The following is a 15,666-nucleotide window of genomic DNA, read 5'->3' as shown; positions in this document are numbered from 1 at the left end:
GTCCCGGCTCGACCGGCCGCCGCATCAGGTCTGGCGCTGATCGCGCCGGCCTGCTCAGACCTGCGGACCTCATTTCGTCCGCCTTCCCACAGCCACCTCGCATCCCTCCCAAGTCGCTTCCACAGGACCACCCCAATGCGGGAAATCAAACTACAGGACCTCAAGTCAAAGACGCCGGCCGAGCTCGTCTCCTTCGCGGAGGAAAACGGGGTCGAGAACGCCAGCACGATGCGCAAGCAGGAGTTGATGTTTGCCATCCTCAAACAGCTCGCGATTCAGGAAACGGATATCATCGGTGAAGGCGTCGTCGAGGTTCTCTCCGACGGCTTCGGCTTCCTGCGCTCGCCGGACGCCAACTACCTTCCAGGCCCGGACGACATCTATGTTTCGCCGTCGCAGATCCGCCGCTTTGGCCTGCGCACCGGTGACACGATCGAAGGCCACATTCGCAGCCCGAAAGAGGGCGAGCGCTATTTCGCGCTGCTGAAGGTCAACACGCTGAACTTCGAGGATCCTGAGAAGTCCAAGCACAAAGTCAATTTCGACAATCTCACGCCACTCTTCCCGGACGAGCGCTTCCGGCTTGAGCTTGAGGATCCGACCCGCAAGGATCTCTCACCGCGCGTCATCGACATCGTCGCGCCGATCGGCAAGGGTCAGCGCGCCCTGATCGTCGCCCCGCCGCGGACCGGCAAGACCGTGCTGATGCAGAACATCGCGCATTCGATCACGGCCAATCATCCCGAGTGCTACCTGATCGTGCTTCTGATCGACGAGCGTCCGGAGGAAGTCACGGACATGCAGCGCTCGGTCAAGGGCGAGGTCGTGTCATCGACCTTCGACGAACCGGCTGCGCGTCACGTTCAGGTCGCGGAGATGGTGATCGAAAAGGCCAAGCGCCTGGTCGAGCATGGCCGCGACGTGGTCATCCTGCTGGATTCGATCACCCGTCTTGGCCGCGCCTACAACACGGTCGTGCCGTCCTCCGGCAAGGTGTTGACCGGCGGTGTCGACGCCAACGCGCTGCAGCGGCCGAAGCGCTTCTTCGGCGCGGCCCGCAACATCGAGGAGGGCGGCTCCTTGACCATCATCGCGACTGCGCTGGTCGACACCGGCAGCCGCATGGACGAGGTCATCTTCGAAGAGTTCAAGGGCACCGGCAACTCCGAGCTCATCCTCGACCGCAAGGTCGCGGACAAGCGGACCTTCCCGGCGATCGACATCGCCCGCTCCGGTACCCGCAAGGAAGAGCTCATCACCGAGCCGCAGAACCTCAAGAAGATGTACGTCCTTCGCCGCATCCTCAATCCGATGGGCACCATGGACGCGATCGACTTCCTGCTCGACAAGCTGCGCAGCACCAAGAGCAATGCCGAGTTCTTCGAGTCGATGAACACCTGATCGACGGATCGATATCTGAATCCGGCAGGGGCGCTCTTCGGAGCGCCCTTTTTGTTTGTGGCTTGTTTTGTGGTGCCACGGGTGACCATGCTGCCTTTGCTGCTCATGCCGGGCTCGGTCTGAGCATGCAGCTGTGTCGCGGCAGCGAATGAGACATCCGGATCAGGAGGCACTGCGGATGAGCCTGCATGACAACCAGCTCTACATCTCCATTCGGCGCATGATCACTCAGAGATCGAGTCGGAGCTTGCGCATCCCTGGTAAGATCTCCGCCCATAGGGCCCTTATCGCAGTCTCACGCTTCGCGACGCCGGCGCGCAATTCTCAAGTCGAAGGCTACTTGTGGTGTGGCGCTCGCCATCCAGCGTAAAGCATGCCGGCGCAAACCGATTGTCTTTCGGATCCGGTGAACCCAACTGAGGATCATGCATCCTCATGATCAGACCATTTTCGCGCTTTCCTCCGGACGCCCACCGAGCGCGATCGCTATCGTCAGGCTGTCGGGAGCTGGTGCCGGCCCGGCGCTTCAGAAGCTGACAGGCAAGCTGTCGCCGCCACGCTTGGCGACCCGCGCTTTGCTTCGCGACGAGCGTGGCGATCCGATCGACGATGCGGTGGTGCTGTGGTTTCCCGGACCGGCCAGTGCGACCGGTGAGGATGTCGCCGAGCTGCATGTCCATGGCAGCCGCGCCGTCCTCACGACGCTGTTGTCGATGCTCTCAGCAATGCCGCAGATGCGCGCGGCCGATCGCGGGGAGTTCACCCAGCGTGCCTTTGAGAACGGCAAGATTGATCTGACCGAGGCCGAAGGCCTCGATGATCTCATTCATGCCGAGACCGATCGGCAGCGGCGCCAGGCACTCCGACAGCTCAAGGGTCTGCTCGGAGACAAAGCGCGGAGCTGGCGCGACCAGATCATTCAGGTGGCGGCACTGATCGAAGCCGGCATCGACTTCGCCGATGAGGGGGACGTGCCGGCGGAGCTGATCGCCCCGGCGCTCGCTCGGATCAGGCAGCTCCTGGCCGAGATCGAGGAGGTCTTGGCGGCGCGGGGCCGAGCGGAGCGGCTGCGCGATGGTCTGACCGTGGTCATCGCCGGACCGCCGAATGCCGGCAAGTCGACGCTGATGAATCAGCTGGCCCGGCGCGAGGTCGCGATCGTGTCCCCGCATGCGGGCACGACGCGTGATCTGATCGAGGTCGCGCTCGATCTCGACGGCTATCCGGTGACCGTGATCGATACCGCGGGCATCCGACAGACGGATGATCCGGTGGAGCAGGAGGGTGTCCGGCGCGCCAGGGATCGTGCAGCTCAAGCCGATCTTGTGCTCTGGCTGACGGAAGAGGACCAGGCCGAGCCGGAGCGCCAGACTGACGTTCCGACTTGGCTGGTCCGCAACAAGATCGATCTGGTGGTGACGGAGCCGAGCAGAGCGATCTCCGCGAGCCGCGAAAGTCCAGTGTTCGCGATCTCCGCGCGGAGTGGAGCAGGGATGTTAGACCTGCTGGAAGCCCTGGTCGGTTTCGCGCGAGACTATTTCGGCGCGACGGAGCACGGACTGATCACCCGGGAGCGGCAGCGGACGTTGCTGAGCGAGACCGCTACGGCGCTTCGCCGGAGTATCGCGGTGGTTGACCTGGGCGAAGAGCTCGCCGCGGAGGAGCTGCGCATCGCCGCGCTCGCGCTGGGACGTCTTTTGGGACGGGTGGATGTCGAGGATCTGCTCGACGTGATTTTTCGTGAGTTCTGTATCGGGAAGTAGCGGGCGGCAGATATGCTTAACCAAACGTTCTTTGGTTAACTGCGCGTCAATTGTTTCACGTGAAACAGAGGGCGGAACCGGGGGGCTTGTTTCACGTGAATTGTCTTCGACTGCCCTCAGATGTTTCACGTGAAACTTTGGCGGGCGTCGTACGGACTGTTTCACGTGAAACACCCGCCGTTCTGAATCGCGCAATGTTTCACGTGAAACGTCTTCCGAGCGTTGTCCTTGAGCGTTAGATATTCGGCCATGAGCGATCATCTGACATCCTACGACGTCATCGTCATTGGTGGCGGCCATGCAGGCTGCGAGGCCGCGGCGGCTTCGGCGCGTATGGGCGCCCGCACAGCGTTGGTCACGCATCAGTTCGCGACCATTGGCGCCATGTCCTGCAATCCGGCCATTGGTGGACTTGGCAAAGGTCACTTGGTTCGGGAGGTCGATGCGTTGGATGGACTGATGGGCCGAGTCGCTGACGCGGGCGGTATCCAGTTTCGCGTTCTGAATCGTCGGAAGGGTCCTGCCGTACGGGGCCCCCGCGCCCAAGCGGACCGGAAGCTCTATGCTTCGGCCATGCAGGCCGCGATCCGCGAGACGGCAAACCTGACGGTGGTTGAAGGCGAGGCGGACCAGCTGATCGTTGCGGATGGGCGGATCACTGGGCTCAAGCTGGCCGATGGACGGCCATTGGCCTGCGGTGCCATTGTCATCACCACCGGCACCTTCCTTCGCGGGCTCATTCATCTCGGCGAGAAGACCTGGCCCGCCGGTCGCGTCGGCGAAGCGCCTGCGCTCGGCCTGTCGCAGTCACTCGAAGCCATCGGATTTCGTCTCGGCCGACTCAAGACCGGAACGCCGCCGCGGCTCGACGGGACGACGATCGATTGGTCGGCTGTGGAGATGCAGCCGGGGGACGATCCGCCCGAGCCGTTCTCCGTCCTGACCCGGACCATCACGACTCCGCAGATCCAATGTGGCATCACCCGGACAACGACCGCGACCCATGACGTTATCCGCGCCAATGTGCATCGCTCGCCGATGTATTCCGGCCAGATCAAGTCGACCGGCCCGCGCTATTGTCCCTCAGTCGAGGACAAGATCGTCCGCTTCGGCGATCGTGACGGTCATCAGATTTTTCTGGAGCCCGAGGGGCTCGACGACACGACCGTCTATCCGAACGGCATCTCGACGTCGCTGCCTGAGGAGGTTCAGCTCGCGCTGCTTCCGACCATCCCGGGGCTGGAGCGGGTCCGGATGATCCGGCCGGGCTACGCGATCGAATATGATCACGTCGATCCGCGCGAACTCGAGCCCACGCTTCAGACCAAGCGGATGAGGGGTCTGTTTCTGGCAGGCCAGATCAACGGCACCACCGGATATGAAGAGGCGGCGGCCCAGGGGTTGGTGGCCGGGCTCAATGCGGCGCTTGCTGCGGGAGGCGGGGATCCGATCGTACTCGATCGCGCCGATGGCTACCTCGGTGTCATGATCGACGACCTCGTGACCCGCGGGATCACCGAGCCGTACCGGATGTTCACCTCGCGGGCGGAGTATCGTCTCACCCTGCGGGCCGACAATGCCGACCAGCGCCTGACCGACAAGGGCATCGCGATCGGTTGCGTCGGGGCGGATCGCGCGCGTTTCCACCGGACGAAGATGGATGCGCTCGATGCGGCGCGGTCGCTGGCAAGGTCTCTGGCGATCACGCCTAACGAGGCGGCCAAGCATGGTCTCACGCTCAACCGGGACGGCCAGCGCCGCTCGGCTTTCGAACTGATGGCCTATCCGGAGATCGGCTTCGCCGAGGTGCGAGCCATCTGGCCCGAGCTCGACGCGATCGAACCAGCCATTGCGGTCCATCTCGAGATCGATGCGAAATACGATGTCTATGTTCGTCGGCAGAGCGAGGACGTCGACGCCTTCCGACGCGACGAGGGCCTGGTGCTCGGCGACATCGACTACGCGCTCGTCCCAGGCCTGTCGAACGAGGCGCGTGCGAAGTTGACCGCCGCGAGGCCATGGACGATCGGGCAGGCGGGACGGATCGACGGAATGACGCCGGCCGCGCTCGGGATCCTCGCAGCCTATCTCCGCCGTGAAGCCCGGCGCAGCAAAGCCACGGTCTGAGGGCGTTTCACGTGAAACAGACATCGGCGGTGGCGGCGTCCAAAGTGATCGCGACGGATAAGGCGGCAGCGCTGGCGCTGACACCTGTTTCACGTGAAACGGAACAGCGCCTCGATCGCTATGTCGCGTTGCTGTTGGAGTGGCAGGCCAAGACCAATCTGGTCGCGCCTTCGACTCTGCCGCATTTATGGACCCGGCACATTTCGGATTCGCTGCAGCTGCTGGATCTCGCGCCCGACGCAAAGATCTGGGTCGATCTCGGCAGCGGCGGCGGCTTTCCCGGTGTGGTCCTCGCTTGTGCCTTGGCCGAGCGGCCGGGCGCCCAGGTCCACCTCGTCGAACGCATCGCCAAGAAGGCGGCCTTTCTTCGCGAAGCAATTCGCGTCACCGGCGCTCCGGGGATCGTGCATTTGTCAGAGATCGGGGATATCGTGGAGAAGTGGAGCGGGCCAGTCGATTGCGTGACCGCACGCGCGCTGGCTCCGCTACACCAACTCATCGGCTTTGCGGAGCCCTTGGTGAAAAAAGGCGCGAAAGCGCTGTTTCTCAAGGGTCAAGATGTAGAAGCGGAATTGACCGAATCTACTAACTATTGGAAAATTGAGCCGAAACTTTACTCCAGCCGGACGGGCGGGCAGGGCTGGATCGTCGCAATCGATTGTATCGAGCGACACAACTGAATTCCGCTGACAACCGATGGCGATCGCGCATGGCCGTAATTGATCAAATTTATCAAGAAGATAGAGCCCCTCACCCGGATGGGCATCCGCGCATCCTGGCGCTCGCCAACCAGAAGGGCGGGGTCGGCAAGACCACGACCGCGATCAATCTCGGCACGGCGCTGGCGGCGATCGGCGAGCGCGTGCTGATCGTCGATCTCGATCCGCAGGGCAACGCGTCGACCGGGCTCGGCATCGACCGCGGCAGCCGCAACTGCTCGACCTACGACGTGCTGATCGGCGAAGCCTCGCTGCGCGACGCCGTGGTGGCGACCGCCGTGCCGCGGCTGCACATCGCGTCCTCGACGATGGACCTGTCGGGTCTGGAGCTCGAGCTGGGCAACAGCGCCAACCGCGCGTTCCGTCTGCGCGATGCGATCGCCGGCCTGAACAACAATGTCTCGCCGGAGAACGACTACACCTATGTGCTGGTCGACTGCCCGCCGTCGCTGAACCTGCTGACCGTCAACGCCATGGCGGCGTCGGACGCGATCCTGGTGCCGCTGCAATGCGAGTTCTTCGCGCTCGAAGGTCTGTCGCAATTGCTGCAGACCGTGGAGCAGGTGCGCTCGACCTTGAACCCGAACCTGTCGATCCACGGCATCGTGCTGACCATGTTCGACTCGCGTAACAACCTGTCCAACCAGGTCGTCGCGGATGTACGTCAGTTCATGGGATCGAAGGTCTACAACACGATGATCCCGCGCAACGTCCGCATCTCGGAAGCGCCGTCCTATGGCAAGCCGGTGCTGGTCTATGACCTCAAATGCGTCGGCAGCGAAGCCTATCTGAAGCTCGCGACCGAGGTCATCCAGCGCGAGCGCGATCTGCGCGCCAACTGATCAATGCCTTTGCTCCGGGTGACCTTGCGTCATCCGGGCGCCATTCAAGAATGACGGCGGATCCCGGTCGCGGGGTTCGCGATGCCTTTTTATTGTGCCGACGCGTAGCTCGGCAGCAGGACGCGAGCGGAGCTTGACGTGAATCCAAAGGAGAAGGCGATGGCGGACGAGTCGCGATCGCGGTTGGGCCGGGGTCTTGCAAGTCTGATCGGTGACGTCGGCCGCGAGGCTGGCGCGCCGCCGGAACGGCCGCGCAATCAGCGCAAGGTGCCGATCGAGTTTCTCAAGCCGAACCCGCGCAATCCCCGCAAGACGTTTTCCGACGGCGAGCTTGCCGAGCTCTCGGCCTCGATCAAGCAGCATGGCGTGATCCAGCCGATCGTGGTGCGTCCGGTCAAGGGTCAGCAGGATCGCTACGAGATCATCGCCGGCGAGCGGCGCTGGCGGGCATCGCAGGCTGCCGGCCTGCACGAGGTGCCGATCGTTCCCGTCGATGTCAGCGACAGCGATGCGCTGGAGCTCGCGATCATCGAGAACGTCCAGCGCGAGGACCTCAATCCGATGGAGGAGGCGCAGGGCTATCACGCGCTCGCCAACGAGTTCAAACGCAACCAGGAAGAGATCGCCAAGATTGTCGGCAAGAGCCGCAGCCACGTCGCCAACATGATGCGGCTGACCAAGCTGCCGGCCGAGGTGCAGGGCTTCATTGCCACCGGCGAAATTTCGGCCGGCCATGCGCGCGCGCTGATCAACCTGCCGGATCCGCTGACCGCCGCGAAGAAGATCATCGCCGAGGGGCTGAACGTTCGCCAGACCGAGGCGCTTGCGCATGACGAGGGTGTGCCCGAGCGCAAGCCGCAGAAGCCGCGTAGCACCGGCAGCGGCGCGGCGCCGGAGAAGAAGGATGCCGACACGCTGGCGTTGGAGAAGCGCGTCGGTGATGCACTCGGTCTCACGGTGTCGATCACCCACCGCGATCCCGGCGGCACGGTGCAGATCACCTATCGCAGCCTCGAGCAGCTCGACGAGGTGATGCGCAGGTTGGAGCAGGGTTAGGTGAGAGCTTGCGGCGCTCACTGCGTCGCCGCACCGCGCCTTGGGCCCTCGTTAGTTTGTTGCTCCGCTGTCACCTTCGTCATGGCCGGGCTTGACCCGGCCATCCATCTTTTGAGGGACTCGCTCGAAGCGGATGGATACCCGGGCAAGCCCTGGCATGACGAGCTACTCATGGGCGACGTTTGCGGTCTAAATGCATCCTCGTCCCCGCTGCCTCTGCTGATCTCGGCTCTCTCCTTTGTCAGTCCGGGGCGGCGCAGCGCGAACCAGGAATCCATCTCATCGCATGTGACTTGGTCCGATGGCTTCCGGGTTCGCCCTTCGGGCGCCCCGGAATGACGCCGGAGCCTGGAGCATGGGCGCCTGCCTACTCGGGCTGATAGTTTCGGCGCACCTCGGACTGAGTGTTCGCCCCGCCGCGCATTACCCCTTCCGCCGCGCGTTCACCGCGATGGACAACAATGTCCGCTGCGCGATGGCTGCGGCTAGTCCCGGCTGCTTGCGCATGTCGAGCGCGGCGGTGGCGAGCTGGTCGATGATCGGCAGCAGGCGGGCAGGGGAGAAGTTGCGCAGCGCCGTCTCCGCGCTCGGCTTGCGTGAGAAATGCAAGCGGGGAAATCCACCCTCCAGGATGCTCGATACCGGCGTGCCCGAGGCGACGGCGAGCGCCGATTTGTGCAGCCATGCGGCGTGCCGTTGCGCCGCCGAGATGATCACACCGGGATAGGTGCCGGCGATCATCGCCTTGCCGAACTCGGTTTCGACGACATCCGGCTTGCCGCCGAACGCGCCGTCGACGATCGGATCGAGCTTCATCTCCGAGGCATCGGCGACGACAGCCATGACATGATCGAGCGTCACCTCGCCCTCGCCATGGGCGAACAAGGTCAGCTTGCGCAACTCGTTGCGCGAGGTCTGACGGTCGCCGCCGAGCAGCGCCATCAACGAGGCCCTGGCGTCGGGCGCGATGCGCAAGGCGGCAACGCGGAGCTCCTCGTCGATCAGCCGGGCCAGATCGCGCTCGGTGTCCGGATAGCAGCCGATCGCCGCCGCAGTCGTCGCCTTTTCGCAGATCTTGCGCAGCGGTGAATCGGGCCTGATATCGCCGGCCTCGATCACGACGCGGCAGTCGCGCACGGTCATCTGGCTGAGCGTCTCGACCCCGGCCGCAAAATTGCGCGATCCCGCGCGCACCCGGATGGCGCGGCGGCCGCCGAACAGCGGCACCGTCATGGCCTCGTCGACGAGCCTTGACGGCTCGGCGGCGAGTTCGTCGCCATCGAGCTTCACGACGGAAAACGGATCATCCGGATTATCGACGGCTGACGCCATCAGCGCATCGGCGCGCTCGCGGACGAGCCCGGTATCCGGGCCGTACAGCAGAATCAGCGGCCGCGCGGGGTCGGGTCTGCCCAGGAAGGCGTCGATGTCTTTTCCGCGCAGCGCAACCACGGCGGTGTCAGCCGTGTCTCAGGTGCCCGCGGTGAAATAGGCCGCGAGCCTGGTCTTGATGTTTTCGGCGATCTGCTCGGCGGCGCGGTCCTCGGCATCGCGGAACGCGCGCTGCCGCGAGAAGCGCTGATAGGATCCGGGAATGTCGTAGGAGGTGCGGGCGAAGGTGGTCCCGGTCATGACCGACTTGTTGGTGGCGAGCTCGACCAGATTGTACTGGGCGTCGATGCCGACATTCTCGGTGGTGGGCAGACCCGTCGTCTGCGACACGATCAGCGACGACCGGCTGGTCTGGAATTTCAGCACCAGTTTGTGGGTCGGGGCCGTGCCGGTTGCGGTGCCGTAAAGCTTGAACGCGAGTGCATTGCGGATGCCGACGCCGATGCGCGCCTCCGGTGACGCGTTCGGCTTGTCGACCGGCGGCAGCTCGATGCCGGCCAGCTTGTCGCGCAGGCCGGGGGTGCCGTCGGCATGTTCCGCATACATCGGCTGGAAGCAGCCGGCCGTCAGGCCAGCCAAAGCGGCCACGGCGACCAGGCGCGCAGCGATCCGAAACCTAGCCGACGACATTCACGATCCTCTTGGGAACAATGATCACCTTGCGGACGGGCTTGCCATCCAGTGCCAATTTTACTGCATCAAGGGCCAAAACGGCAGACTCAATTTCCGGATTCTGCGCGTTGCTGGCGACTGTGACTTCTCCGCGTTTCTTGCCGTTGACCTGCACGACCATGGTCACGCTGTCCTCAACCAGCAAATCTCGTTCGATTTGCGGCCAGGAGGCCTCCGAGATCAGCCCGCTGTGGCCCAGCACCTGCCAGCACTCCTCGGCCAGATGCGGCATCATCGGCGAGAACAGCTGCACCAGGATGCTGGCCGACTCGCGGATCGCCCAGGCCAGGTCGGGCGCCGGCTTGGCCGGCCGCGCCAGAACGTCGGCCAGCGCATTGGCGAATTCGCGGATATGCGCCAGGCAGACGTTGAAATGCAGCCGCTCGATGCCGCCGGTCACCTTGTCGAGCGCGCCATGCGCGGCCTTGCGCAGCGCCAGCGCGTCCGGGCCGAACGTGGTCGGGCGGGAGGAGGGGGCCTCCTGGCTCGCCGCGACCGATTCGTTGACCAGCCGCCAGAGACGCTGAACGAAGCGCGCTGCGCCCTGGACCCGTTCGTCGCTCCAGATCACGTCGCGATCCGGCGGTGAGTCCGACAGCATGAACCAGCGGGCGACGTCGGCGCCGTAGCTCTCGATGATATCGTCGGGGTCGACGGTGTTCTTCTTCGACTTCGACATCTTCTCGATCGGGCCGATCGTGATGTCCTCGCCGGTCGCGGTCAGCACCGCGCGGCGGCCATTGCCGCCGACCTCGATCTTGACGTCGGCCGGGTTGACGTAGGTGCCGTCGGCCTTCTGATAGGTCTCGTGGACCACCATGCCCTGTGTGAACATGCCGGCGAACGGCTCGTCCATCGCGACGTGGCCGGTGGCTTTCATGGCCCGGGTGAAGAACCGGCTGTAGAGCAGATGCAGGATCGCGTGCTCGACGCCGCCGATATACTGGTCGACCGGCATCATCCGGTTGGCCACGGCGGGCGTCGTCGGCGTCGTCTCGTTCCACGGATCGGTGAAGCGCGCGAAGTACCAGGACGAATCGACGAAGGTGTCCATGGTGTCGGTTTCGCGGGTCGCCTTTCCGCCGCATTTCGGGCAGGTGACGTGCTTCCAACTCGGATGATGGTCGAGCGCGTTGCCCGGCTTGTCGAAGGTGACGTCATCCGGCAGCACCACGGGCAGGTCCTCGGCCGGCACCGGCACGACATCGCATGTCGGGCAATGGATCACCGGAATCGGGCAGCCCCAATAACGCTGCCGTGAGATGCCCCAGTCGCGCAGGCGGAAATTGACCTGGCGCTCGCCGACCGCGGCGCCGCCGCGCTGCTCGGCCTCGAGCCGCTTGGCAACCTCGTCCTTGGCCCGCGCGATGGTCATGCCATCCAGGAAGCGCGAATTGATCAAGCGCCCGTCGCCGTCGAAAGCGGTGTCGGTGATGACGAACGACGCCGGGTCCTGTCCCTCCGGGCAGACCACCGGCGTGTTGCCCAGGCCGTATTTGTTGACGAAGTCGAGGTCGCGCTGGTCATGCGCCGGACAGCCGAAGATGGCGCCGGTGCCGTATTCCATCAGTACGAAATTGGCGACATAGACCGGCAGGGTCCAGCTCGGGTCGAACGGATGCACCGCGCGGATGCCGGTGTCGAAGCCCTGCTTCTCCGCCGTGTCGATCGCCTCCTGGGCAGTGCCGATGCGCTTGATCTCGGCGATGAACGCGGCGAGTTCCGGCTTCTTGGCCGCGGCTGCCTGTGCCAGCGGGTGGTCGGCCGAGATCGCCATGAATTTGGCGCCGAACAGCGTGTCCGGCCGCGTCGTGAAGATCTTCAGCTCGGTCTCGCCCGCCGGTGTCGTCTTCGGCTCCAGAGCGAAGCGGATCAACAGGCCCTCGGAGCGGCCGATCCAGTTGCGCTGCATCAGCCGCACCTTGTCGGGCCAGCGGTCCAGGCCGTCCAGCGCGTCCAGCAGCTCCTGCGAGTACTTCGTGATCTTGAACACCCACTGGTTCATCTCACGCTGTTCGACCACCGCACCGGAGCGCCAGCCGCGGCCGTCGATGACCTGCTCGTTGGCGAGCACGGTCATGTCGACCGGATCCCAATTCACCTTGCGCTGCTCGCGCTCCACCAGCCCCGCCTGCATGAAGTCGAGGAACATCTTTTGCTGGTGCTTGTAGTAGGACGGGTCGCAGGTGGCGAACTCGCGGGCCCAGTCGAGCGACAGGCCGATCGAGCGCAGCTGCTTCTTCATCGCCGCGATGTTGTCGTAGGTCCATGCTTTTGGCGCGACCTTGCGCTCGATCGCGGCATTCTCCGCCGGCAGGCCGAACGCGTCCCAGCCCATCGGGTGCAGCACGTTGAAACCCTTGGCGCGCATGAAGCGCGCCAGCACGTCGCCCAGCGTATAATTACGGACATGGCCGATATGGATGCGTCCCGATGGATAGGGAAACATCTCGAGTACGTAGTATTTCGGACGCGGATCGTCGTTCTTGGTGGCGAAGATCGCCTTCTCGTCCCACTGGCGCTGCCAGCGCGGCTCGGCTTCACGGGCGTTGTAGCGTTCGGATGTCATGGAATCGCTTGTAATTTTCGAGGATTCGCGTCGTTTCAAGACGGCGGACTAGGCCACAAAAGCAGCACGCGGGTCAATGGGGCGGGAGATGATGATACCATTTCGAGCATCAACTAAGCGACGGTAATTGCGAGTTTTTTGGCGGCTCTGTCCGGGGTGTCGAAGGTTCGATTGAGGCACGGTTAAGACTTGAATGGGAGACTGAGTGCATAATCAAGATCCCCAGCCAGCATCTTGGAACACTCCGCATCGTGTCCGGCGCTACGTTCGACGAGCTTGACTTCGAGTACGCGACGACGGTCGCGGACAAGGCCATGCGTTCCATGGCTCAGCAGCGCGTGCCCCCCACGCCTAACAACTTCCATTTGTGGTTCAAGTACTCGCTGGGATCGGCGTCGGACCTGAAGCGTGCCGTCGACATTCTTGTCAGCAACAAGCGGAAGTTCGACAAGACGACGAACCAGGCGCTGTTCGACACCTATGTCGGCCAGCAGGGAACCGAAGCGGCTGTCGTCCATAAGGTCTCGCAACAGCTGCATGGTGTGATGGATTCCGCCAAGAGCTATCTGACCGCCGCCATCGCCGACAACCGCACGCATATGGCGGCGATCGACGGTGTCGCCGAGCGCAGCGAGCAGGGTGTCGATCCGAAGATCCTGATCGAGAATCTCGTCAGCGAACTCGCCCAGGCCACCGCGCGGGCGGCCAAGCTCGAAGCGAGCTTCGCCGAGAAGTCGCGCGAGCTCGACACGATCAGAGACTCGCTCAACAAATCGGAACAGCGCGCGCGCACCGATACGCTGACCGGTCTGCCAAATCGACGCGCGCTCGAGGAATTCTTCCGCCACGCCCAGATCGAGTCGATGGAGAGGGACGAGCCGCTCAGCATCCTGCTGATCGACGTCGATCACTTCAAGAAGTTCAACGACAATTACGGTCATGGTGTCGGTGATCAGGTGCTGCGCCTGGTGGCCAAGGCGCTCCGCGAGCGGGTGCGCGACCAGGATCTGCCAGCACGCTATGGTGGCGAGGAGCTGATCGCAGTGCTGCCGCAGACCGATCTCGAAGGCTGTCATGCCATTGCGGAACGGATCCGGCGCACGATCGCGGATTGTCAGTTCACCCGGCGTTCAACCGGCGAGGTCCTGCCCCAGATCACCGTGTCGATCGGAGTGGGGCAGTTTCAGTTCGGCGAATCGATGGCCGATCTGATCGACCGCTGCGACCGCGCCCTCTACCTGGCCAAGAAGCTCGGCCGCAACCGCGTCATTACCGAGCTCGAGCTTGACCGCAAGCTGGCGGTCGGCTGACCATATCGCGCTCATCCCGCGCGCGCCACGCCAGTTGTTTCGCTCGCGGAGTCCACCAAGCCGTGCGCAATGACAGTGTTGCGACCGTGGTGCTTTGCGGCATAGAGCGCGGCGTCGGCGGCTTCGATCAGGTCGGTCGTCGCGAGCGCTTCGTTGGGCCGGGCAGAGGCCACGCCCACGCTGACGGTGACGCAGCGATACGCCGAAGTCGCATGCGGCAGATTCAGCTCGAGCACCGCATAGCGGATCTGCTCGCCGATCTCGAAAGCCTGCTGCGCATCGATGCCAGGAATCAAGAGGCAGAACTCCTCGCCGCCATAGCGTCCGGCAAAGGCATCGGTGGCTTGCGCGATCTGCGCCAAGGTCTCGCCAAGCCGAGACAGGCAGGCATCGCCCTCCGGATGGCCATAGGTGTCGTTGTAGAGCTTGAAGTGATCGACATCGATCATCAGCAGCGAGAGTTCGGCGCCGGTTTGCGAGGCGCGCTCCCATTCGACGTCGATGTGGTTCTGGAAGCCGCGCCGGTTGGCCAGTCCGGACAGCATGTCGATCGAGGCCATCACGGTGAGCCGGTCATTGGCGGCGATGAGCTCGCGCTCGCGCTGGCCGAGTTTGGCGGCCATCGCATTGAACGACTTCGCCAGCGGCACGAATTCCGAGGGCAGGTTCTTGGTGGCGACACGCGCCGACCATTGGCCGAGGCCGAAGCGCTTCGCGGTCGCCGCGAGAATGTTGACGGGCTTGATGATCAGCTTCTCGGCGGCGATCAGTGCACCGAGCAGCACGATCAGGCAAACCAGCCCGGCCTGCAGATAAGCGTTGCGGATGTCCCGGTCGATCGCGGCGGTGACGCGGGTTTCATCGATGCTGACGATCAGGCGCGAGCCGGTGTCGGCGATGCGCGTGAAATTGATCGCGCGTTTTGATCCGTCGGCGGCCGTGAACGAGACGGTGTCTGAAGGCTTGTCGGAACTCATCGCGGTCTCGGCCACCGCCGACAGCAGGGGCACGCTGTCGAGCGGCCGTCCGATCAGCTCGGTGCGATCCGTCGGTGCGGCCAGCACGGTTCCCTCGCTGTCGATCAGCACCGCCGTGATTCCCGGACGGCCGCCAAGATTGCTCATGATCTTGGACATCCATTCCAGATTGACACTCGCCAGCATGACGGCGTCGGGCTCACCGGTGATCGCCGCGACCGGATAGGCGGCCATGACGATCGGCATGTGCGTCGGTTTCGACAGCAGATAGTCGCTGAACACGAAGTCGCGGGTCTCCTGCGCCCCGCGGAAATAGGGCCGCTCGCTGAAGTCGAGACCGACATATTGATTATTGGTGGAGCATTGGATGCGTCCGTCCCGTCCGGCGATCATCAGGGTGCGGATCCAGGGCAGCGTTGTCGGCAGGCTGGCGCGCAGCATATCGCAGCTGCGGCTGACGCCGGACGCTGACGCGCGGACATAGGCGGTGGATTTCAGCACCGTTTCGACCGACATGATGACCTCGCGCTGCATGTCGGCGCTTTGTCGGGCGATATTGAGGAACTCTTCGGAGGCGAGCCCAATCTGCCGCGTGCGGGCGGTTTCGAGCGACCGTGCGCGCTCCAGCATCAACGGCGCAACCAGGATCACGGCCAGCAGCGCCAGCCGTGCCCGAATCCCCAACAGCCGGTTCAGCTTCACTCTATTGCGATTGAAGCGGATGCTTGGCATTTTTTCCCCCTGCCCCCGATCGCGCAAGGTAGGGAGAAGGGTTCAAGAAGCCTTTCTCGAACTCCGTAAAATTGCAGCCAAACCCGTAAATCTACCGACGGACACC

At 63.9% G+C, this 15,666-nt stretch carries 11 protein-coding genes; 7 read left to right on the top strand and 4 right to left on the bottom strand.

Annotation, left to right across the window (positions count from 1 at the left end):
• The first annotated feature begins 135 nt into the window (after positions 1-135).
• The 6 genes from rho (at position 136) to ACVIJ6_RS10740 (ending at position 7,908) form a co-directional block, all read left to right on the top strand.
• Complete coding sequence (gene rho, locus ACVIJ6_RS10765) at positions 136-1,401, top strand: transcription termination factor Rho (RefSeq protein ID WP_008965552.1); 1,266 nt, start codon at positions 136-138, stop codon at positions 1,399-1,401.
• 425 nt (positions 1,402-1,826) lie between these two features.
• Positions 1,827-3,164 carry a tRNA uridine-5-carboxymethylaminomethyl(34) synthesis GTPase MnmE gene (gene mnmE / locus ACVIJ6_RS10760; RefSeq protein ID WP_456772691.1) on the top strand — a complete coding sequence of 446 codons (1,338 nt, stop codon included), beginning with the start codon at positions 1,827-1,829 and terminating at the stop codon, positions 3,162-3,164.
• A gap of 249 nt (positions 3,165-3,413) precedes the next feature.
• Positions 3,414-5,291, top strand: a complete 1,878-nt coding sequence (mnmG, locus tag ACVIJ6_RS10755; protein ID WP_456772690.1) for a tRNA uridine-5-carboxymethylaminomethyl(34) synthesis enzyme MnmG — start codon at positions 3,414-3,416, stop codon at positions 5,289-5,291.
• Positions 5,292-5,302: 11 nt separating this feature from the next.
• Positions 5,303-5,971 (top strand): 16S rRNA (guanine(527)-N(7))-methyltransferase RsmG, encoded by a 669-nt coding sequence (gene rsmG / locus ACVIJ6_RS10750; protein WP_456772689.1) that lies wholly within the window; start codon positions 5,303-5,305, stop codon positions 5,969-5,971.
• A gap of 29 nt (positions 5,972-6,000) precedes the next feature.
• Positions 6,001-6,852: a ParA family protein gene (locus ACVIJ6_RS10745; protein ID WP_011942685.1), complete on the top strand. Its 852-nt coding sequence runs from the start codon at positions 6,001-6,003 to the stop codon at positions 6,850-6,852.
• 159 nt (positions 6,853-7,011) lie between these two features.
• The gene (locus ACVIJ6_RS10740; protein ID WP_456776961.1) at positions 7,012-7,908 is read left to right on the top strand and encodes a ParB/RepB/Spo0J family partition protein; all 897 of its coding nucleotides are present in this window, start codon (positions 7,012-7,014) and stop codon (positions 7,906-7,908) included.
• Positions 7,909-8,331: 423 nt separating this feature from the next.
• On the opposite strand, the gene holA is transcribed toward ACVIJ6_RS10740, so the two are convergent.
• From holA to leuS, 3 genes are read right to left on the bottom strand one after another with little or no spacing between them, the layout of a single operon-like run.
• A complete protein-coding gene (gene holA, locus ACVIJ6_RS10735) occupies positions 8,332-9,360 on the bottom strand; it encodes a DNA polymerase III subunit delta (protein WP_456772688.1) in 1,029 nt (342 codons plus the stop codon).
• An 18-nt stretch (positions 9,361-9,378) separates the two neighbouring features.
• Positions 9,379-9,930: an LPS assembly lipoprotein LptE gene (gene lptE / locus ACVIJ6_RS10730; RefSeq protein WP_011942688.1), complete on the bottom strand. Its 552-nt coding sequence runs from the start codon at positions 9,928-9,930 to the stop codon at positions 9,379-9,381.
• Positions 9,917-12,541 carry a leucine--tRNA ligase gene (gene leuS, locus ACVIJ6_RS10725; RefSeq protein ID WP_456772687.1) on the bottom strand — a complete coding sequence of 875 codons (2,625 nt, stop codon included), beginning with the start codon at positions 12,539-12,541 and terminating at the stop codon, positions 9,917-9,919. The genes lptE and leuS overlap by 14 nt, the downstream gene beginning before the upstream one ends.
• Before the next feature lie 323 nt (positions 12,542-12,864).
• Between leuS and ACVIJ6_RS10720 the strand changes: the two genes are divergently transcribed.
• Positions 12,865-13,851, top strand: a complete 987-nt coding sequence (locus tag ACVIJ6_RS10720; protein ID WP_456776960.1) for a GGDEF domain-containing protein — start codon at positions 12,865-12,867, stop codon at positions 13,849-13,851.
• An 11-nt stretch (positions 13,852-13,862) separates the two neighbouring features.
• On the opposite strand, the gene ACVIJ6_RS10715 is transcribed toward ACVIJ6_RS10720, so the two are convergent.
• Complete coding sequence (locus tag ACVIJ6_RS10715; protein WP_456772686.1) at positions 13,863-15,560, bottom strand: sensor domain-containing diguanylate cyclase; 1,698 nt, start codon at positions 15,558-15,560, stop codon at positions 13,863-13,865.
• Between the last annotated feature and the right edge of the window lie 106 nt (positions 15,561-15,666).

The organism is Bradyrhizobium sp. USDA 4369 (assembly GCF_054056435.1).
Note: the sequence above shows the minus strand (reverse complement) of the source record. Positions and strands in the feature narration are given on the sequence as shown.